15 protein-coding genes and 1 tRNA gene are annotated in these 21232 nt (G+C 65.2%); 11 read left to right on the top strand and 5 right to left on the bottom strand.

Translation table 11 applies throughout. The features are described 5' to 3' along the window. Positions 1–239: 239 nt before the first annotated feature. From ACO2RV_RS12665 to ACO2RV_RS12655, 3 genes are read right to left on the bottom strand one after another with little or no spacing between them, the layout of a single operon-like run. Complete coding sequence (locus ACO2RV_RS12665; protein WP_423293420.1) at positions 240–602, bottom strand: Rap1a/Tai family immunity protein; 363 nt, start codon at positions 600–602, stop codon at positions 240–242. Between the two features lie 26 nt (positions 603–628). Then, positions 629–1015, bottom strand: a complete 387-nt coding sequence (locus ACO2RV_RS12660) for a hypothetical protein (RefSeq protein WP_423293418.1) — start codon at positions 1013–1015, stop codon at positions 629–631. Between the two features lie 7 nt (positions 1016–1022). Beyond that, a complete protein-coding gene (locus ACO2RV_RS12655) occupies positions 1023–1823 on the bottom strand; it encodes a hypothetical protein (RefSeq protein ID WP_423293416.1) in 801 nt (266 codons plus the stop codon). A gap of 765 nt (positions 1824–2588) precedes the next feature. Here ACO2RV_RS12655 and ACO2RV_RS12650 point away from each other — a divergent pair. The 5 genes from ACO2RV_RS12650 (at position 2589) to ACO2RV_RS12630 (ending at position 6790) form a co-directional block, all read left to right on the top strand. Continuing rightward, a complete protein-coding gene (locus ACO2RV_RS12650; protein WP_423293414.1) occupies positions 2589–3035 on the top strand; it encodes a hypothetical protein in 447 nt (148 codons plus the stop codon). Between the two features lie 894 nt (positions 3036–3929). Then, positions 3930–4157 carry a hypothetical protein gene (locus ACO2RV_RS12645; protein ID WP_423293412.1) on the top strand — a complete coding sequence of 76 codons (228 nt, stop codon included), beginning with the start codon at positions 3930–3932 and terminating at the stop codon, positions 4155–4157. 98 nt (positions 4158–4255) lie between these two features. Then, a complete protein-coding gene (locus ACO2RV_RS12640; RefSeq protein WP_423293410.1) occupies positions 4256–4696 on the top strand; it encodes a DUF3489 domain-containing protein in 441 nt (146 codons plus the stop codon). A 2-nt stretch (positions 4697–4698) separates the two neighbouring features. Then, positions 4699–5097 (top strand): DUF2924 domain-containing protein, encoded by a 399-nt coding sequence (locus ACO2RV_RS12635; RefSeq protein ID WP_423293408.1) that lies wholly within the window; start codon positions 4699–4701, stop codon positions 5095–5097. 4 nt (positions 5098–5101) lie between these two features. Then, entirely contained in the window at positions 5102–6790 is a 1689-nt protein-coding gene (locus ACO2RV_RS12630) for a recombinase family protein (RefSeq protein WP_423293406.1), read from the top strand. 169 nt (positions 6791–6959) lie between these two features. Here the strand turns inward: ACO2RV_RS12630 and ACO2RV_RS12625 are convergent. Together ACO2RV_RS12625 and ACO2RV_RS12620 are read right to left on the bottom strand one after the other, a co-directional pair. After that, positions 6960–7049, bottom strand: a tRNA-Ser gene (locus ACO2RV_RS12625). A gap of 251 nt (positions 7050–7300) precedes the next feature. Then, a complete protein-coding gene (locus ACO2RV_RS12620; protein WP_423293404.1) occupies positions 7301–7636 on the bottom strand; it encodes a hypothetical protein in 336 nt (111 codons plus the stop codon). A 538-nt stretch (positions 7637–8174) separates the two neighbouring features. Between ACO2RV_RS12620 and ACO2RV_RS12615 the strand changes: the two genes are divergently transcribed. The 6 genes from ACO2RV_RS12615 to ACO2RV_RS12590 all read left to right on the top strand — a co-directional run bounded on the left by ACO2RV_RS12615 (position 8175) and on the right by ACO2RV_RS12590 (position 21165). Further along, complete coding sequence (locus tag ACO2RV_RS12615; protein ID WP_423293402.1) at positions 8175–9389, top strand: efflux RND transporter periplasmic adaptor subunit; 1215 nt, start codon at positions 8175–8177, stop codon at positions 9387–9389. Between the two features lie 57 nt (positions 9390–9446). Then, positions 9447–12635, top strand: coding sequence for an efflux RND transporter permease subunit (locus ACO2RV_RS12610; RefSeq protein WP_423293400.1), 3189 nt, complete (start codon positions 9447–9449; stop codon positions 12633–12635). A gap of 226 nt (positions 12636–12861) precedes the next feature. Further along, the gene (locus tag ACO2RV_RS12605) at positions 12862–16173 is read left to right on the top strand and encodes a DUF2126 domain-containing protein (protein ID WP_423293398.1); all 3312 of its coding nucleotides are present in this window, start codon (positions 12862–12864) and stop codon (positions 16171–16173) included. A gap of 96 nt (positions 16174–16269) precedes the next feature. Further along, positions 16270–18783, top strand: a complete 2514-nt coding sequence (locus ACO2RV_RS12600) for a circularly permuted type 2 ATP-grasp protein (RefSeq protein WP_423293396.1) — start codon at positions 16270–16272, stop codon at positions 18781–18783. A gap of 35 nt (positions 18784–18818) precedes the next feature. Beyond that, positions 18819–19724 carry a transglutaminase family protein gene (locus ACO2RV_RS12595; protein WP_423293442.1) on the top strand — a complete coding sequence of 302 codons (906 nt, stop codon included), beginning with the start codon at positions 18819–18821 and terminating at the stop codon, positions 19722–19724. A 76-nt stretch (positions 19725–19800) separates the two neighbouring features. Next, on the top strand, positions 19801–21165 hold the full coding sequence (locus ACO2RV_RS12590) for an AmpG family muropeptide MFS transporter (protein WP_423293394.1): 1365 nt from the start codon (positions 19801–19803) through the stop codon (positions 21163–21165). Positions 21166–21232: the final 67 nt, after the last annotated feature.

Below are 21232 nucleotides of genomic sequence, written 5' to 3'. Positions count from 1 at the left end.
TCGACGCCGCTCTACCGAGGTGATCACCTCCACTCGCGAAAGGGACATATGACTACTCCTAGGATTACCCCTAGGACTTCACGTCATCGCGCAACCTCCGCAAGGCGGCCCTCGCCGGAGGGGTACGGAGCGCATGCCCGACCTGTCAGTACCTTGGGCAGACGTCGCTGAGCACTTCCGAGCCTATGGAAGGCCGATGATCTCGGATCGCTTTGCACGCCGGGCGTAATGCCAGCTGGCTACTTTTGTCCCGGGCACGGCCAGCGCTCTTCCCAGGCCGAGAAGAGTGCGCTGTTTCCGGTGTTGTTGCCCTTGTCGGGGTTTGCCTTCACCCACTTGCACGCCTGAACCAGCACCATGGCCAGGTTGGCATCGGCAGGCAGGCAGAAATTGCCACCAACTATCGTCCGAACGAACTCGTAATCCCGCTTGTCTGGCATCGCGTTGGCAACGATGCCGCCCACCACCAGCATATCATCCCGGCGCTTATCCCAAACGCCACTGACGTATGCCGTAGCCTCGGATATGTCGTTCTCACACATCCGAGCGAAGCCTTTGGCATCAAGGGCGTGCGCGGGTGAAACCGCAATAGCCACCGCCACGGCGAATGCCCCACATGCGCCACGCGTCACGCCTTGCCCTTGGAAAACCATTGTAGCCCCGCAAATCCGCACAGCGCGGTAACCGACATGACCATGGCGGCGTATGAGACGAACAGCTGGAAGGTGGTCAAATAGCCCGGATAACCGTTCGCAAGCGCCGTGACATAGAGAAGGAGGCCGCCAAGGAAGGCCAGAATGATGCTCCCCACCGCAACAAGCTTGGCCCGATATGACCGCCTTCGGGATTGCCGGGCGGCGTACAAACCCATCAAATAGCCGCTGAAACCCAGCATGAACTTGGTCCCGACCCATTCCAGGTAGGGCATACCCAAAGGCGTGGGGAACAGCGTCGATACAAATGTGGCTACGGCAGCCACCAGCACGCCGAGAGCAGTTTGCGAAAAGGAGAGCATCAGTGTCTCACTGGAAAGAATTGCCGAAGAAGGCGAATGGCGCCCGAGCGACCGGTCTACCGGCTTCGTTGAACACGAACACTTCGCTCACCTGGATTATTGGCGCCCCGCGCAGCTTGAAGGTCAAACTTTTCAGCTCACGTCCACGGTCGGACACAGCCAACAGCTGCTTGGCGTTCACTGCCTGGATAAACTCCCGGTCATCCGACACGTTGACGAGCGGCGTGACCTGCATCCCCTGCTCGGCCGCTTGATCGACATCACCACCCAGAGCAAACCCCACCCTATAATTGAGGGGCAGACCCTCCAGGTTCATCTCAAACCTGCCCTCGCCATCTTTGAATACGGCTGTGGTGCGGACGGAGAATTTTGTTCGCATAACGTTGGCGATGGTCTCAGTTATGCTCAGCTGGCTATAAAGCAGCTGCCCCTGCTCGATGATGCTCTTGGCGTCGCCCGTGCTGGCCACCTTCGTTCTCGCTCGGACGTATATGGAGCTGTCCGTCTTGCCGGAGTTGAGCCCGAACACCAGCGGGACGTTGCCCTCAACCTGAGGCCTGTCGAAGCCGACACTGATCCTGCTCACCATAGCCATCCCTTTTTTGAGAGGCAGGTGGCTATAATTGGAGAAGTCGGCCCTTTCCCATTTCAGGACGAGCGGCTTTTCAGCCTCATTGCACACGCTGTTGTCGATTGCCCAAACGTAGGTCGGTCCTGGGCCGTTTAACTGGTAAGCCTTCGACATCCAGTGGAAATTGACATCAGCGGCGTCATCCACCTTCTGGCCCGGCAGGTCTGGCTGGCTCATTTTTATTTCATAGGGTAGCCGTTCCGCGTCCCGGCACGACGTCTCTGCGAACGCGCCGCTGGCCATTAGCGTAACAACCATCGCAGATAGAAAACTACGCACAGTCATCCCCCGAGGATTCTTCTTTTCTGGGAGGAGCCGAACACCGACACGGTCCAAATGCAAGCGCTACTACACTCTAAAAGTGTGAAAGGGCGGCGGCTAAGGCAAACGGCCAAATAGAGACCTGGCGCCCTTTCATCATCCCCCGTTGTTGGACACGGTGGGCGGGTCCGTTCCGAAGGCGCCTCCGCCTTCAGACAGCCTAAACCGGGGAGTACACCATGGCGGTGGCCGCTTCCCGACGTTGGACTTCCCAGCGTGCTATGTGCACATCAACAGGGCACGTCCATGCTGTTCTAAGCGCTCCATCTCCGCAACGGAAATATTGAGACCCCGAATCTTGATGGGTGCGCTCTCCGATTCCGCCTATTTTGATAATATTTTCTTCAATGCTAGCGAATCTGGAAACCTAGCACTTGCCGTAGATTTTAAATGGTATGATCATCCGATTCCTTAACGTCAGGTGGACAACATGCCATTCAACCCAGGTACTCCTTATACCATAAGTGATGAGGCGATAGCTTTTTTTTTGCCATCACACCTGCCAATGCAGAGCGCATCGAGCTCGTCGCAGGCTACGATCTGTCAGTAATTACACATGAACTTTCTGATGACCTTATAAGGTCCGGGCGAACATACTCGTGCGAACAAGCGTATCCTCTCATGTTCGAGTATGGAAAATGCGATCTTCGTCTATCGGAACGGCTTGAACTAGAATTTAAGCGTTTTTACATTCTTACACTGGTAAAATCAGGCGTGCCTCATGCACCTGCCGGTGATATCGATATGTATTGGCACTTCTTTATCTTGCATACTAAACAATATGCCGAATTCTGCGTCTCGGTTTTGGGAGATTTCGACGGCGACCCTCGTGTGCGCGACCACTTTCCCTCTACCGACAGTACTCGCCGAGGCATGTTGAACGCATATCGGGACACGCGCGCTCTTTATGTGAAAGTTTTCGGTGAGCCCGAGCCATATCAGATGGACGGAATAGTTCGCCAAGGAGCCGACGTTCTGCCGGTCGCAGATCGACAAATTTGGCGTCACGCCAGCGATACCAGCGGCGATAGCTATTCGGGCACGATCGAGGGTGACTCACCGTCCTAGGTAGCTCTAACGCCAATCGTCGGTAGCGACGACGGTCATAAGTTCTGACCGGGCTGCCAATGCCTTGCGGGTGGCGAGAATGGGCCGGTCGTTCCAATCCATTCCCCACTTGCCGTCGATAATGCAGAGGGCGTGCCCCTCCCCGTCCCATTTCGTGAACGCCTTCAGCTCCAGTCTTTCATTGCTGAACCCGGCCTTCCGCAGCTCGGCACATTTCAACACGGCGAGTCGAGGCAGTTGCCGGGCTCGCCGCGCTCGATGACGCGCCACGAGCGGTAGAGGCGAGGCTTAGGCGTGTAGTTGTACGACGCGTTCACCTCGGCATTGATGTCCATGGCCTCGTAGTAGCCCTCGAAGGGCAGCGCTACGACTTGGCCGCTATACAGAAGAGAACACGACGATGGCCGGGCGCGTCGATTAGGGTATCAATGAACTCCACATTCTAGATTTTCATTTGATTTGCACCGGACGAACCAGCTCCGGCACCCATTTGATGCGGTAGCTTTGGTGTGCAGTGCTGCCCGTGCCTTCGGTGTGTGAGTCCACGGTCAGCCCCCTCCCGCTCCAAATAACGGCGAGCTTCACGAAGGCGGCCACCGACATCGTTGCTGGGGTCGTGGTGCTTGGCGAGGAGGCGCGTGTCCGCTTTTGGGCAGCGTCTGTCGCCACGGTAACGACCGAGATCGGGGCGCAAAGCGGACGTCGCTGAAAGGGCAGTGGAGGGGCAGGTATGGGTCAAAACCAGTCGCTTACCCCCGTCTTGGTACGCTCGGGCTGCCGGGAAGGGTCGTCACTCTATGCCTCAACATACTCTTTTTGCTCGCTTATTCCACTCGACTTCAAGGCGGAACAGAGCGACATCAGTGGTGCAGGTGGCAAAGAGGAAGACGGCAAATGGCGGAACGGATGGTGGACTTTGTGCAGCGACTTGGGCAGCTGCGGCTACGACTGGACCGCGCCGCCGCCATTACCGCAAGCGCGCAAGCGTGTGCCGAGCAGGGCGCGGGACGGGACGCGTTTCAGATGATCCTGGAACTCGATCTTGATGTGCTGATCGGTGAGGCTCGGGCCCTGCTCGATGCACTTTCTGTGAGGTCGATGGACGCTCGGCTGTCGGGCTGAGCCTCACACAAGGATGCCGATCTACTCTCTGCCCGCGCAATGCGCGGGCTTTCGGCAGTGCCGCCAGATGGACTGGAGGCCTGCCGAGGAGAGCCCTGATGACGATCACCAAGCCGACCACCCCGTCCCGCGCACGAATTCGCTCCCGGGTGCTGGAGCTGGGAACTGAAAAGCGCCGTCGTCGTAAGCAGACAGAGGCCGCCGGGCAGGCGGTGGCTGTTACGCCGGTTCAACTGCCAGAACCCCCGGTGGTCTCCACACCGACACGAGCGGCTGAGGTTCCTACGGCGCTGCCGACGCCCGTCGCTCCGACCACGATAATGCCGCAGTTGACGAAGAACGACCTTGTGCTGAACCAGCTTAAGCAAAAGGACGGCGTCAGCATATCGGACATGATGGAGGTCACCGGCTGGCAAGCGCATTCGGTGCGCGGTTTCCTCTCCGCAGTCATCCGCAAAAAGCTCTGCCTGACGTTGCTGACGGAAGTCGGCACCGATGGCATACGCCGCTATCGCATCGACGCGCGCGCCGCGGCCTGATCATGACGGTCGAACAACAGGTGATGGCGCTGGCGGAGCTGGAGGGTCCCCAGCTTCGCCAGCGATGGCAGGAGGTGAGCGGGCAGCCGGCCCCCGGTGTCAGCCCGAAGCTGCTGCGGCTGGCGCTGGCCTATCATCTCCAGGCGGCCGCCCTGGGTGATCTGCCCAGCTCCGCGCGGCGCGCGCTCGCTCAGATCGCGAAGGGCAAGCGATCGCAGCCGGTGGGCGCTGGCATGCGCCTTGTCAGAGAATGGCACGGGACCACCCATGTCGCGACCATCGACGAGCAGGGCAGGGTGCTCTGGAACGGGCGCGTATGGACGTCGCTCAGCGCCGTGGCGCGGGCGATCACCGGCCAGCAATGGTCGGGACCTGCCTTCTTCGGTTTGAGGAAGGGATAGGACGATGAGGTCGATCCGCTGCGCGGTCTATACCCGCAAGTCGAGCGAGGAGGGCCTCGAGCAGGACTTCAACTCCCTCGACGCCCAATATGGTGCCTGCTCGGCCTACGTCGCCAGCCAGGCCAGCGAGGGTTGGGTGCTGTTGCGCGAACGCTACGACGATGGCGGCATCTCAGGTGGCACGTTGGCGCGGCCTGCGCTCCAGCGCCTGCTGGCCGACATTGCCACCGGACGGGTCGACATCGTCGTCGTCTATAAGGTCGATCGCCTGACCCGCTCGCTGCTCGATTTCGCTAAACTGGTCGAGACCTTCGACAAGGCGGGGACCTCCTTCGTCTCGATCACCCAGTCTTTCAATACCACCACCAGCATGGGGCGGCTGACCCTGAACATGCTGCTGTCCTTCGCCCAGTTCGAGCGCGAGGTCACCGCCGAACGCATTCGCGACAAGGTGGCGGCTTCCAAGGCGAGGGGCATGTGGATGGGCGGTTCGCCGCCGCTCGGCTATCAGCCGGACGGGCGCACGCTCGCCATCGTCGAGAAGGATGCCGAACTCGTCCGGCAGATCTTCCAGCTCTATCTCGAGCGTGGCAGCGTTCGCAGCCTGTGTGACGAAATCGATCGGCGTGGCATCGTCAAGCCAATCCGGATCTCCAAGGCTGGGAAGTCTCATGGCGGGCGGCCCTTCGGGCGCGGCGAGCTCTACGCCATGCTCGCCAACCCGATCTATATCGGCCGCATCCGGCACAGACAGACGCTTCACGATGGGCTTCATCCGGTCATCATCGACATGCCGCTCTGGGAGGCGGTCCAGGTGCAGCTGCAGGACCATCGCAACGGTACCAGTCATCTGCGTGCCGCCAGCCACCCGAGCCCTCTCGCCGGCAAGCTATTCGATGAGGACGGACAGCCGCTGGTCGCCTCCCATGCCAGCAAGGGCAGTCAGCGCTACCGCTACTATGTCAGCCGGAACCTGCAGCTGGGCGTCGAGGATGCTAAGGCCAACGGGATGCGCCTTCCGGCGGCCGAGATCGAGAAGCTGGTGTGCGCGCAGCTTGCGGAACGCTTGGATGACCCGATCGCCCTGATCGAGCAGCTCAATCAGGGCGCCGTTGCCGATCACATCACCAAGATCCTGGCGGTGTGCCGCAATGCTGCCGGAACGCTGCGAGGCGCGGATCACACGGCCATCGCCCACCTGATAAACACCCTCGTCGGCAGGATCGTCATCAAGCGCGACGGCGTCACCATTATGCTCGACCCAAACGGCATCACGACGCTGCTAAAGATCAGCGCATCGGCACCCGATGCCGCGATCGCTCCGATCATCGTTCCAGTAAAGCTCAAACGCTCCGGCTTTGCCTTGCGCCTGGTGTTGCCGAACGGCACCGCCGCCCTGCCTCAGACCGATGACAAGCTCCTCAAGACCATCGCCACGGCGCGCGAGTGGTGGAAGCAACTGACCTCCGATCCGACGCTGCGCATCGCCGATCTTGCCGCGTCCAGCGGCACCACCGAATCCTGGGTCACCCGCGTGCTACGCCTCGCCTTCGTCGATCCAGCGATCGTCCAGCAACTCCTCGCCGGCGATGCACCTGCCGCTTTCACTTTCGACAGCCTCAGCGGGCCCGACAGCATCCCGGCGCTCTGGTCCGCCCAACGGGTGCTCCACCAGATCAGCCTTGCCCGCTAGGCGCGCCGGCAATTCCGTAGTGAAAAATATGGCCGAGAGAGAAAGGGCGATTTCCGCGCCCTGAGAGGCCTATTTCCGTACCTCAGAGAGAAAGCCATCGCCCGGAAACCCGCATATCCGCGCGCTTTGCGAGGCCAAGGCGCCACCGGGTCGTTTTCGGCAGACTAGTTGGCGGAGGGAGCGGGATTCGAACCCGCGATACGGTTTCCCGTATACACACTTTCCAGGCGTGCGCCTTCAACCACTCGGCCACCCCTCCTGCCGCGGGCGCGAGGCCCGGCGGTTCTCTCAAGGCGGCGGATCGCTTCGTCCGGCCGCCCCGTGAGAGGCGCGGAATATAGCGAAGCGCGTCGCGCTGGCAAGCGGGTCTGGCGTCATTCCCCCACAAGCCCGCAAAGCAGCGGTGGAACGCTCTTCCGGCGGGGGTCCGGCGATGCCGCCGCCTGTGGCCCCGAGCGTCGCGCGGCCTCGTCTCGGGCACCGCTCATCGGCGGTGCCGCGACCGTCGTTTCAGTTCGGCGGCGTGGTCGAGGAGATCGAGCACTGGGCGCCGTCCGCGGCGGCGCCCATGAGGTGCACCTGGTCCTGGCCCTTCGCGCCGGCGACAATGTTGTAGATGGTGGTGCTGGACGAGCCGACCGGCTTTCCCTTCGCCGTGAAGGCGCAGGTGACGACGGCGGAGCCGAGGGTGGCGGAGCTGCCATTGGTCACGGCGACGCCGATCACCGTGCCGACCGGATCGGTGAAGATGTCGCCCTGCGTCAGCGTGAGCGCCGGATCGGCCGCCAGGCCGAGGGTCGGAGCGGCGAGGGTGACGGCGACGAGGGCAAAAGCGACCGGCTTCATGCGGGGTCCCTGAAAGGCGCGTGGAGGGCATGCGCGATGACGTTCCCTACCAGTACAATCGCGCAGGCTCGCCGCCTAGAGGCTAATCCTGTCCCACGAGCCCGTGCATCCCGGTCGGCAGGAGGGTACTCAATCGGGTGAGCGAGACCCTCAATGGGACAGGATTTCTGCGTCCCCGATCAGGAGGCTCGCTTGGGTAGAGCCGTGCCGCCGCCGCATTGCTGCGAGCAAACATCCGATCCGAGCATGATTCTCCCGTTGCGCCGCAGCTTTGCACTGCACTGCACCTAATCGACCAAATCCCATCCCCCGCAGTGGGACGAGATGCCAGCTTCCGTTGCTCCGCCCTACACCCCGCAGGTCTGTACGAACCGTATCGGCGCGGCGCTCGCCATGGGACATTTGTTGTGAGTTTATGAAAGTATACCGACATCTCCCAAATATTAACTTAAATTAATTACAATACCTGCCAAACTAGACATTTGTCGGCTCGCCAGTATATTTTCGCCCCGGGCAATAGGTCGCTCGGGGGAATGGCATGGTTGCGGGTGTGCGTCTGTCGGCTGCGGGACGCAGATGGGCCGGTGTGTTCGGCGTATCGGTGATCGCGGCGCTGCTCGGAGCCTGCACCGAAGAGAACAAATACGTCCCGCCGCCGCCGCCGCAGGTGACGGTCGCCACGCCGCAGAAGCAGGCGGTGACGCGCTATCTCCAGTTCACCGGCAACACGGCCTCGATCAATTCGGTCGATCTGGTCGCCCGCGTCGAGGGCTTCCTCGAGGCGATCGACTACAAGGACGGTGCCGTGATGAAGAAGGGCGACCGGCTCTTCCTCATCCAGCAGGACACCTACCAGGCGAATCTCGACCAGGCGAAGGCCGATCTTGCCTCCGCCAATGCGCAGCTGGTCAATACGTCGGCGGAATATCAGCGCCAGCTGACCCTGGGCCAGCAGGACTTCGCCTCCCAGGCCACCGTCGACAAGGCCCGCGCGGCGCGCGACCAGGCGCAGGCCTCGGTGGACGGGGCCAAGGCGAGCATTGAGCTCGCCACCATCAATCTCGGCTACACCACGGTGATCGCGCCGTTCGACGGCATCGTCACCCGCCACCTCGCCGATGTCGGCCAGCTGGTTGGCAACGGCGCTCCGACCAAGCTCAGCACCATCGTGCAGATGGACCCGATCTACGCCTATTTCAACATCGGCGAGAACCAGGTGTTGCGCATCAAGGAAGCGCTGGCCAAGGAAGGGCGCACCATCGAGCAGGTCAAGCAGGTCGAGATCGACCTCGGCCTGCAGAATGAGGGCACAGATTTCCCTCACAAAGGCAATCTCGATTACGTCTCGCCCGAGCTCGACCCGTCGACCGGTACGCTGCTGGTGCGCGGCGTGTTCGAGAACAAGACCCTCTCGCTGCTGCCCGGCCTGTTCGTGCGCGTGCGCATTCCGGTTCAGGACATTCCGGACGCGCTTCTGGTCGACGATACCGCGATCGGCTCCGCGCAGCAGGGCAAGTATGTCCTCGTCGTCAACAAGGACAATGTGGTCGAACAGAAGATCGTCGTCACCGGCCAGTTGGTCGGCGAGTACCGGGTGATCGAATCCGGTCTCTCGGCGGACGATCGTGTCGTGGTCGGCGGCATCCAGCGCGCGGCACCGGGCGCGAAGGTCGATCCGCAGCTATCGGCAGCGGGCTCTGCGGCAACCTCGGCGACCGGATCGGCGACGAAGCCCGCCGCGCCGGCCAACTGATACGGCGACTGGATACGCATTGCTGCCCCCGGACCGCTCGAACCTAAGGCCCGCGCCATGATTTCCCGCTTTTTCATCGAACGGCCGGTTCTCGCCAACGTTCTCGCGCTGGTGTTCGTGCTCATCGGCGGCGTGGCGCTGCTCAACCTGCCGGTCTCGCAATATCCCAACGTCGTGCCGCCCACCGTGCAGGTGACGACGCTCTATCCGGGCGCCAGCGCGCGCACGCTGGTCGACACCGTGGCCTTGCCCATCGAGCAGCAGGTCAACGGCGTCCAGGGCATGCTGTACATGCAGTCGACCAGCGCCAGCGACGGCACCTACACGCTGACCGTCACCTTCGCGATCGGCACCGATCCGGATCTGGCGCAGGTGCTGGTGCAGAACCGCGTGGCGATCGCCATGTCCTCGCTGCCGCAGGCGGTGCAGGTGCAGGGCGTCACCACGCAGAAGAAGTCGACGGCGATCCTGCAGTTCGTCACGCTCTATTCGCCGGACGGGCGCTATGACAGCCTGTTCCTGGCCAATTACGGCGTCATCAACCTGCAGGACGAGATCGCCCGCCTCGATGGCGTCGGCAATGTCAGCGTGTTCGGCGCCGGACAGTACGCCATGCGCGTCTGGCTCGATCCCGAAGAACTGCAGGCGCGCCAGCTCACGCCTGAAGACGTCATCAACGCGATCCAGCTGCAGAGCCAGGAAGTCGCCTCGGGCGTCGTCGGCATGCCGCCGGTGCCGAAGGGGCAGAACTTCCAGTACACGCTGACCATCGACGGGCGGCTGAACGACGCTGCCGACTATGAGAACATCATCGTCAAGGTGTCGAATGCCGATGGCGGGCGCATCACCCGGCTGCGCGACGTGGCGCGCGTCGAGCTCGGCGCCCAGACCTACAGCCAGATCTTCACCTTCAACGGTCAGCCGGCGGCGGCGCTCGGCATCTACCAACTGCCCGAGGCGAACTCGCTGCAGGTGGCGACCGAAGTCCGCAACAAGATGGCGGTGCTGGCAAAGGCCTTCCCGCCGGGTCTTTCCTACCAGATTCCCTTCGACACCACCGTGTTCGTCAACGCCTCGGTGACGGAGGTCTACAAGACGCTGTTCGAGGCGGGCATCCTCGTGCTGATCGTCATTCTGGTGTTCCTGCAGGACTGGCGCGCCACGCTGGTGCCGGCGACCACCGTGCCGGTGACGATCATCGGGACCTTCGCCGCCATGGCGGCGATGGGCTTCACGGTGAACCTGTCCACGCTGTTCGCCATCGTGCTGGCCATCGGCATCGTGGTCGACGACGCCATCGTCATCGTGGAAGGCGTCGCCCGCCACATCGAGAAGGGGCTGCCGGGACGTCTCGCCGCCGAGAAGGCGATGGACGAATTGTTCGGGCCGGTCATCGGCATCACGCTGGTGCTGATGTCGGTGTTCCTGCCGGCGGCCTTCATGCCGGGCCTCACCGGCCAGCTCTACCAGCAGTTCGCCCTCGTCATCGCCGCTACCGCCTTCATTTCGGCGATCAACGCGATGACGCTGAAGCCGACCCAGTGCGCGCTCTGGCTGCGCCCGCCGGTGCCGCCGGAGAAGCGCAATTTCTTCTACCGCGGCTTCAACGCCGTCTATGACCGGGCCGAGCATTGGTATGCCCGCCTCATCAGCCGCATGGTGCATGTGAGCTATCTCACCGTCAGCTTCGCCCTGCTGATGATCGGCGTCGCCATTTGGGGCCTCACCCGCGTGCCGACCGGCTTCCTGCCGACCGAGGACCAGGGCTATGTGCTGATCGGCGCCCAATTGCCCGACGCCGCTTCGCTCCAGCGCACCAGCGCGGTGATGGAGAAGATCGCCAACCTCGCCAAGGCGACGCCAGGCGTGGAGAACGTCATCGCCATTTCCGGCGTGTCGGTGCTGGACAACAACGCGACCCTGCCCAATGCCGGCGTCGCCTATGTCATGCTGAAGGGCTGGGACGAGCGCGACAAGGCCGGGCAGGGCCTGCTCTGGATCTACGAGACGCTGAACCGCGAGCTGAAGCAGGTCGACGAGGCCGCCACCTTCGTGCTGGTGCCCCCGCCGATCCAGGGCATCGGCAATGCCAGCGGCTTCACCATGATGGTGGAATCGAAGAATGGCAGCTTTGATTTCGTCGAGCTGCAGAGCCTCACGCAGTCGATCGTGAGCAATGCCTCCTCGCAATCCGCGCTGCAGCGCCTCAGCACCTCGTTCCGCGCCAACGTGCCCCAGCTGTTCCTCGAGATCGACCGCATCAAGGCCGAGACGCTCGGCGTCACGGTCGGGCAGGTGTTCTCGACCGTGCAGGGCTATGTGGGGTCGAGCTATGTCACCCAGTTCAACCAGTTCGGCCAGACCTTCCAGGCCTATATCCAGGCCGAGGCCGATTTCCGCCGCTCGCCGGAAGAGATCCTGCAACTGAAGATCCGCACGCCGAAGGGCGAGATGGTGCCGCTCGGCACGCTCGCGCGGGTGACGCCCAGTTTCGGGCCGCCGCTCATCACGCTCTATAACCTGTATCCCGCCTCCACCATCGTCGGCGCGCAGGCGACCGGCTTCTCCTCCGGTCAGGCGCTGGACATCATGGAGCAGGTGGCGACGAGCACGCTGCCGCCGGGCATGGGCTATGAATGGAGCGCCATGTCCTATCAGGAGAAGGTGGTCGGTAACGAGATCTACTACGTCTTCGGGCTCGCCATCCTCCTGGTCTATTTCGTGCTCGCCGGCCAGTATGAGAGCTGGATACTGCCGCTCGCCGTGCTGCTCGCCGTGCCGCTCGCGCTGCTCGGCACGGTCGGCGCGCTGACCGGCTTCGGCGTTGCCAACAACCTCTACACCCAGATCGGCCTCATCCTGCTTATCGCGCTGTCGGCGAAGAACGCGATCCTGATCGTCGAGTTCGCCCGCGAGAAACGGGCGGAGGGCATGGAGATCATGGAGGCGGCGACCGAGGCGGCGCGGCTGCGTTTCCGCCCCATCCTGATGACCTCTTTCGCCTTCATCCTCGGCGTGCTGCCGCTGGTGCTGGCGACCGGCGCCGGCGCCAATTCGCGCAAGTCGATCGGCATCGCCGTGTTCAGCGGCATGCTCGCCTCGACCTGCCTGGCGGTGCTGTTCGTGCCGTCCTTCTACACCGTGCTGCAACGCTTCGAGGAATGGCGCAGTGGGCGCAAGGGCGGGGCTCCTGTGGCCCCGGCAGCTGCCGGCGACGTGCCGGCCGAGCCCCATCCGGCGCCGTGATCGCGTTGCCGCCTCTTTACGCGGCAATCATGGCGCCGAAACAGGCGAGGGCCCGCTTTCGCGACCTCGGCCGTCCGCAACCGCCGTGGCAGGCCAAGAGTGGAACAGGCCGCCGCCCCGCTGACGCGTGCGGCACGATTCGTGCGTTCGGGATCGTATACAAACTCGCGTCGCGCGGTCGGGCATGCTGTCCGGCCGAACGGGGTCCATTGCCCAGTTGGTGCCTATGACAATCTTTGCCAGCCTGCATCACGTCACGGCCTACAAATATGATCGGCCGGTATCGCTCGGGCCCCAGATCATCCGCCTGCGTCCAGCGCCGCATTGCCGGACCCCGGTCAAGAGCTACTCGCTCAAGGTCACGCCCTCGAACCACTTCGTGAACTGGCAGCAGGATCCCTTCGGCAACTGGATGGCGCGCTACGTCTTCCCGGAGCCGACGACCGAGTTCCGCGTCGAGGTCGACCTCATCGCCGACATGACGGTCTACAACCCGTTCGATTTCTTCATCGAGGAATTTGCCGAGACGCTTCCCTTCGCCTATCCGACGGAACTGGCGAAGGAACTGATCCCCTATCTGGAGGCGGAGGAGGGGGGCCCGCTGCTCGATGCCTATGTCGAGAAGGTGCGGCCCAAGGACGGCGCGCCCACGGTCGACTATCTGGTCGAGCTCAACCAGAATCTCCAGCACGCGGTCAAATATCTCATCCGCATGGAACCGGGCGTTCAGGCGCCCGACGAGACGCTGGCGCTTGCCGCCGGCTCCTGCCGCGATTCCGGCTGGCTGCTGGTGCAGATCCTGCGCCGGCTCGGCTTTGCCGCCCGTTTCGTCTCGGGCTATCTCATCCAGTTGAAGCCGGACGTGAAGGCGCTGGACGGCCCGACCGGCACCGAGGTCGACTTCACCGACCTGCATGCCTGGTGCGAGGTCTATCTGCCGGGCGCCGGCTGGATCGGCCTCGACCCGACCTCCGGCCTGCTGTGCGGCGAGAGTCACCTGCCGCTCTGCGCCACGCCGAACTACGTCTCGGCGGCCCCCATCACCGGCAGCTTCAGTGCCGAGCCGGGGCTGGAGACGACGTTCGACTTCGACATGAAGGTCACCCGCATCGCCGAGAAGCCGCGCGTCACGCTGCCCTTCTCGGACGATGCCTGGGCGGCGCTCGACGCGCTCGGCGACAAGGTCGACGCGGACCTCGCCGCGCAGGATGTGCGCCTCACCATGGGCGGCGAGCCGACCTTCATCTCGATCGACGACTATCAGGGCGCGGAATGGAACACCTCGGCGGTCGGCCCGACCAAGCGGATGCGGGCGGACGATCTGATCCGCCGTCTGCGCAAGCGCTTCGCGCCCGGCGGCATGATGCATTACGGCCAGGGCAAATGGTATCCCGGCGAGAGCCTGCCGCGCTGGACCTTCTCGCTCTACTGGCGCAAGGACGGCCGGCCGATCTGGCGCGATCCCGATCTCGTGGCGACCGAAAACCAGACCGGCACGACGACCGAGGACGCCCGCGAATTCACCGAGAACCTCTCCGAGCGCCTCGGCCTCCCGAGCGGCTTTGTCGAGCCGGCCTATGAGGATCCCTCGCACTGGATTCTCAAGGAAGGCGACCTGCCCAACAATGTCGATCCGCTGGATTCCAAGCTGGAGGATCCGGAAGCGCGCGCCCGCTTCGTGCGCGTCTTCGAGCGCGGGCTCGGCCGGCCGACCGGCTATGTACTTCCGGTGCAGCGCTGGCAGGCGCGTTCCAAGCGGGGCTGGGTCAGCGAGAAGTGGCGCTTCCGGCGCGGCAAGCTGTTCCTGGTGCCGGGCGATTCGCCGGTCGGTTTCCGCCTGCCGCTCGCCAGCCTGCCTTGGGTGCCGCCGGCAGCTTACCCTTACGTCAATCCTGCCGATCCGATGACCATTACCGGCGATCTGCCGGATGTCGAGGCGCTGCACCAGCTCTATCGGCGCAGCGCGACCGAGGAAGGCCACCAGGACAAGGTCGACCAGGTGCTGACCGGCACCGGATCGGTGCGCACCGCGCTCGTCATCGAGCCGCGCGACGGACGGCTGTGCGTGTTCATGCCGCCGACCGAGCGGCTGGAGGACTATCTGGAGCTGCTCGCCGCCATCGAGGTGACGGCGGCGGAGCTGAAGCTGCCGGTGCATGTCGAAGGCTACACCCCGCCGGTCGATCCGCGGCTCAACGTCATCCGTGTCGCGCCCGATCCCGGCGTGATCGAGGTGAACGTCCATCCGGCGTCGAACTGGAAGACCTGCGTCGAGATCACCCGCGACCTCTATGACGAAGCGCGGCTGTCGCGGCTCGGCACCGAGAAGTTCATGGTCGACGGCCGGCACACCGGCACCGGTGGCGGCAACCATGTCGTGGTCGGCGGCGCGACGCCGGCGGACAGTCCGTTCCTGCGCCGGCCGGACCTGCTGAAGAGCCTCGTCACCTACTGGCAGCGCCACCCCTCGCTGTCCTACCTGTTCTCCGGCCTGTTCATCGGCCCGACCAGCCAGGCGCCGCGCATCGACGAGGCGCGCCACGACAGCCTCTACGAGCTGGAAATCGCCATGGCGAACGTGCCGGCGCCGGGCAAGGGGCAGGCGCCCCCGCCCTGGCTGGTCGACCGGCTGTTCCGCAACCTGCTGACCGACGTCACCGGCAACACCCATCGGTCCGAGATCTGCATCGACAAGCTGTTCTCGCCGGACGGGCCGACCGGGCGGCTCGGCCTCGTCGAGTTCCGCTCCTTCGAGATGCCGCCGGACTGGCGCATGAGCCTTGCGCAGCAATTGCTGCTGCGCGCGCTCATCGCCTGGTTCTGGCGCGAGCCGCAGGAGGGCCCGCTGTCGCGCTGGGGCACGGCGCTGCATGACCGCTTCATGCTGCCGCATTATGTCTGGGCCGATTTCCTCGACGTGCTGCACGATCTCGGCGGTGCCGGCTACCGCGTCGACCCGCTGTGGTTCGAGGCGCAGCGCGAGTTCCGCTTCCCCTATTTCGGCCAGGTCGAGCATGGCGGCGTCTCGCTCGAATTGCGCCAGGCGCTGGAGCCCTGGCATGTGCTCGGCGAGGAGGGAGCGGTCGGCGGCACGGTGCGCTTCGTCGATTCCTCGGTGGAGCGCCTGCAGGTGAAGGTGGAAGGGCTGAACCCGATCCGCCACGTCATCACCTGCAACGGGCGGCGCCTGCCGCTCGGGCCGACCGGGCGGTTCGGCGAATATGTCGCCGGCGTTCGCTTCAAGGCGTGGCAGCCGGCCTCCGGCATGCATCCGACCATTCCCGCGCACGCGCCGCTGACCTTCGACATCGTCGATCTGTGGTCGAACCGTTCGCTCGGCGGCTGCGTCTATCATGTAGCGCATCCGGGCGGCCGCAATTACGAGACTTTTCCGGTGAATTCCTACGAGGCGCAGGCGCGCCGACTGGCGCGCTTCCAGAACTACGGCCACACTCCGGGCTATCTGTTCGTGCCGCCGGAGGAGCCGTCGTCGGAATTCCCGGCGACGCTCGATCTGAGGCGTCCGGCGCAGATCTGACGCCGTCCGGGCGGCGCGGGGGATAACGGGGAGGCCGCCCTCCGGCGGCCGGTTGCGAATTGCTTTCCCCGGCCAAGGGTGGGCATAGGGGGCATCATGCCCAAACGCATTAAGCCGCAGGCGCTGACGCGCCGCTTCGAGGAAGAGGCGGTCGAGGCGCTGCTGGCGGGATATCAGCCGCTTCCCGGCGTGCACGACGAACTCGTCGATGCCGAGGGGCGCCCGCGCGCCCATTGGCTGGCCATGCTCTCCGCTCTGGCGGAGATGGGGGTCGACGAGGTCAACCGCCGCTTCAACGCCGCCGATCGCCATCTCTACCGCTCCGGCGTGTTCTATCGCGTCTATGACGACCCCAATGGCGGCGAGCGGCCCTGGCCGATCTCGCATCTGCCGCTCGTCGTCGACGACCGCGAATGGCAGGCGCTGGAACGCGGCTTGATCCAGCGCGCCCAGCTGATCGAGGGCGTGCTGGCGGACATCTATGGCGCGGGCAATCTGGTGCGCTCGGGCGCCCTGCCGGCCGCCGCCATTGCCGGCTCGCCGGATTTCCTGCGCCCGCTGGTCGGCGTCGATCCGCATGGCGGCAGCTTCCTGCGGCTCTATGCGGCGGATATCGGCCGCGGTCCGGACGGACGCTGGTGGGTCATCTCCGACCGCACGCAGTCGCCCTCCGGTGCGGGCTACGCGCTGGAGAACCGCATCGCCATCGCCCGCGCGCTGCCCGATCTCGCCCGCTCGCTCAACGTCGTGCGGCTTGCCAGCTTCTTCCAGGCGATGCGTGCCGGCCTGACTCGGCTGGATCGGTCGGGCGAGGGCCGGGTCGGCCTGCTCACGCCCGGCGCGCTGAACGAGACCTATTTCGAGCACGCCTATCTCGCCCGCTATCTCGGCTTCGTGCTGCTGGAGGGCGAGGACCTGATGGTGCGCGACAACATCGTTTACGTCCGCACCGTTGCCGGCCTCAAGCGCGTGGACGTGCTGCTGCGCCGTCTCGATTCCGACTATGCCGATCCGCTGGAGCTCAATCCGCGTTCGCAGCTTGGCGTGCCCGGCCTCGTGCAGGCCATCCGTTCGGGCGGTGTGGCCGTGGCCAATGCCCTCGGGGCGGGCGTGGTCGAGGCGCCCGCGCTGATGGGCTTCCTGCCCAAGCTCGGCCCGCGCGTGCTGGGCGAGGACCTGATCCTGCCCAATGTCGCGACCTGGTGGTGCGGGCAGGAAAGCGAGCGCGAACGGGTGCTCGACGAACTGGACGACCTTGTGATCGCGCCTGCCTTCCAGCGCTCGCTGCCGGGACTGCTCGACAAGGGGCCGGTGATCGGCGCCGATCTCGACCGGGCGCAGCGCCTGAAGATCGAGGCGGCGATCCGCACCCGCGGCGTCGATTTCGTCGGCCAGGAAGCGGTGCGGCTGTCCACCACGCCGGTCTGGCGCAATGGCAGGCTGGAGCCGCGCCCGTTCATCCTGCGCATCTTCGTCGCCGCGACGGAGAATGGCTGGAAGGTGATGCCCGGCGGCTTCTGCCGCGTGTCCGAGAGCCAGGATTCCCGCGCGGTCACCATGCAGAGCGGCGGGCGCTCCGCCGACGTCTGGGTGCTCGATGCCAGCCCGGTGGAGCAGACCTCGCTGCTGCCCGCCGTCGACCGCGTGGAGATCAAGCGGCAGACCGGTCCGCTGCCGAGCCGTGCGGCAGATAATTTCTTCTGGCTCGGGCGCTATGTCGAGCGCGCCGAGACGACACTGCGCCTGCTGCGCACGCTGGTCGGCCGCCTGTCGGCCTCGGTCGAGGGCGACAGCACCTCGCTGAACGCGCTGCTCGACCTGCTGCGGATCTGGGGCGCGGTGCCGGCCGACCTCGCGCCGGCCAGGCCCGCGCGTCATGCGCTCGCCGCATTGACCCGCCGCGATCTGCCGGGCGCGCTGCCCAACATCATCGAGGCCGCGCGCCAGACTGCGTCGGTCATTCGCGATCGCCTGTCGCCCGATGCCTGGCGCACGCTTTCGGAACTCGCCCAGCTGATCGCCGAGCCGGTGCCGACTGTCAGCGCCGAGCCGGACGCCTATGAGCGCTCGGATCGGGCGCTGCGGGCGCTTGCCGCCTTCTCCGGTCTTGCTTCGGAGAACATGAACCGGCTGGCGGGCTGGCGCTTCCTCGATCTCGGGCGCCGCATCGAGCGCGGCATCTCTACCTGCCGCTTCGCTCGCGCCCTTGTCGGCGAGAAGCCCACCGCCGGCACGCTCGACGTGCTGCTGGAGCTGTGCGACAGCCAGATCACCTACCGCTCGCGCTATGTGATGGTGGAGAGCCGCGCGCCGGTGCTCGACCTCGTGCTGCTGGAGGCGGTCAATCCGCGCGCGCTGGCCTTCCAGATCGACGCCATCATGGCGCATCTCGACCAGTTGCCCGGCCATCTCGGCGATGAACCGCCGCCGCCCGAGGAGCGGCTTGCCGCGCGCCTCGCCGCCTCGATGAAGGCGTTCGACGCCAGCGACTTTGATGATAGCCGCCTGCGCGAGATCGAGGGGCAGCTCATGGAGCTCTCCAACGACATCGCCGAGCGCTATTTCATCCACCGCCAGCCGGTGGAGACCCCGTGGGACCTCCTGTCATGACCGAGACCGGGGCTGAGCGGACGCCCCCCGCCCGCATGATCTACGACATCCACCAGACGACGGCCTACGCCTACAGCCATGCCGTGCCGATGGCGCGGCACGTGGTGCGCATGGTGCCGGTGGACCGTCCCGGCCAGCGCGTCACCGCCAGCCATTTCAGCGTCGAGCCCGAGCCGGTGGAATGGACCGAGACGCGCGACTTCTTCGGCAACAAGGTAGCGCATATCCGCATCGAGACCCCGCACACCGAGTTCAAGGTGCATACGCGGGCGCGGGTGGAGGTGGAGGCGGCGCCACGGCTCGACCCTGAGGCGTCACCCGACTGGGAGGCGGTGCGCGAGGCGATCGCCGCCTGCCTCGATCTCGGGCCGGGCTCGCCCGCCCACCATGTCTTTCCCAGCCTCGCCGTGCCGCTCAGCGCGCCCATCACGGAATGGGCGGCCGAGAGTTTCCCGGCGGGACAGCCGATCCTCGCCGGCGCCATCGACCTGATGGAGCGCCTGCATGACGAGTTCACCTATGACCCGCGCGCGACCGACGTCTCCACTCCCGCGATCGAGGCGTTCGAGATGCGCGCCGGCGTGTGCCAGGATTTCGCGCATATCATGATCGCCGGGTTGCGCGGCCTTGGCTTGCCCGCGGCCTATGTCTCCGGCTTCCTGCGCACCGAGCCGCCGCCTGGCCAGGAGCGGCTGCAGGGGGCGGATGCGACCCATGCCTGGGTATCAGTATGGTGCGGTGCCGTCCTTGGCTGGCAGGGGCTCGACCCGACCAATGCGCTGCTCGCCTCGACCGATCACGTCATCCTTGCCAATGGCCGCGACTATACGGATGTCGCGCCCATCGGCGGCGTGGTGCTCGGCCCCGGCCGGCAGAAGCTCGACGTGGCGGTCGACGTCATCCCGGTAACCGCCGCCCGGACTGCCGAGGGCCGGGGATAGCGCCGCGCGACAGGCCGGCGCGGGCGCGTTACAGATACGCTTCGTCCTGTCCTCGATTCGATGCGCCCGACACCAGATGACCGACGCCGCACCCCCCGATGCCGCCCGTCCGGCGCCGCGCGACCAGGACGACGGCTTGCTCGCGAGCCTCGCGGTGTATCTGCGGCCGCGCGTGCTCATCGTCATCCTGCTCGGCTTCTCCTCTGGCCTGCCGCTGGCGCTGTCCGGAGCGACGCTGACCATCTGGATGGCGGAAGCCAAGGTGAATCTCGCCACCATCGGCCTCTTCGCGCTGGTCGGCGTGCCCTATAATTTCAAATTCGTCTGGGCGCCGCTGGTCGATGCGCTCGACGTGCCGCTGCTCGGGCGCTGGCTGGGCCGGCGGCGCGGCTGGCTGGTGTTCACCCAGTCGCTGCTCGCCGTCGCCATCGTCTGGCTCGGCTTCCAGGACCCGGTGCTCTCGCCCTGGCATGTGGCGCTCGGCGCCTTCCTCGTCGCCTGCGCTTCGGCGACGCAGGACATCGTGGTCGATGCCTTCCGCGTCGAGAGCCTGGAGACGCGCGAGCAGGCCGCCGGCATGGCCGGCTATGTCGCGGCCTACCGCGTCGGCATGCTCGCCTCGGGCGCCGGCGTCGTGCTGCTGGTGGCGTGGTTCGAGGTTCTCGGCGTGCCGCGCGCGGATGTGTGGGGCTATGGCTATCTCGCCGCCGCGCTCATGGTGGCGGTCGGCCTTTTCGCCGCGCTGATGGCGAAGGAGCCGGAAGGCGGGCCCGCCGCACGTCCCGAGGGCAACCTGCTCAAGCGCATCGGCGAGACGGCGGTCGGCGCCTTCGGCGAATTCCTGTCCCGCCGCAGCGCCATCGCCATCCTGCTGTTCGTGGTGTTCTTCAAGTTCTGCGATGCCTTTGCCGGCGTGCTCACCGGCGCCTTCGTCATCGATATCGGCTTCGACAAGGCGGCCTATGCCGGCATCGTCAAGGGTGTCGGCTTCGCCGCGGCGATCCTCGGCGGTTTTGCCGGCGGGCTGATCGCCCGCGCCCTGCCGCTGGTGACCAGCCTGTGGATCGCCGGCCTGCTGCAGATGGCGTCGAACCTCGTCTTCTCCTGGCAGGCATGGATGGGCGTCGATCTCGGCGCGCTGACGCTGACCATCATCATCGAGAACTTCACCGGCGCCATCGGCACGGTGATCTTCGTCGCCTACATCTCCGCGCTGTGCGGCGACCGCGCCCATACCGCCACGCAATACGCCCTGCTGACCGCGCTTGCCGCCGTCGGGCGCACCTTCCTCGCCTCCTCGGCCGGCTTCGTGGCGCAGGAAACCGGCTGGATGGTGTTCTTCGCCGTCACCGCGCTCGCCGCATTGCCGGGGCTCGCCATCCTCGCCTGGCTACAGGCGCGCGGGCATTTCCGCGAACTGGCGACGCGCGGCGCGACCTGACGCGGCTGCCCATTGGGTGTGGCGTGCGCGTCCCGTCGCAAGGCGGGGGAGGACGGTGGCTTCGGTG

This window comes from Ancylobacter sp. VNQ12, assembly GCF_049445835.1.
In the GTDB taxonomy this organism is placed as follows: domain Bacteria; phylum Pseudomonadota; class Alphaproteobacteria; order Rhizobiales; family Xanthobacteraceae; genus Ancylobacter.
This window is presented reverse-complemented; position numbering and strand designations above follow the sequence as displayed.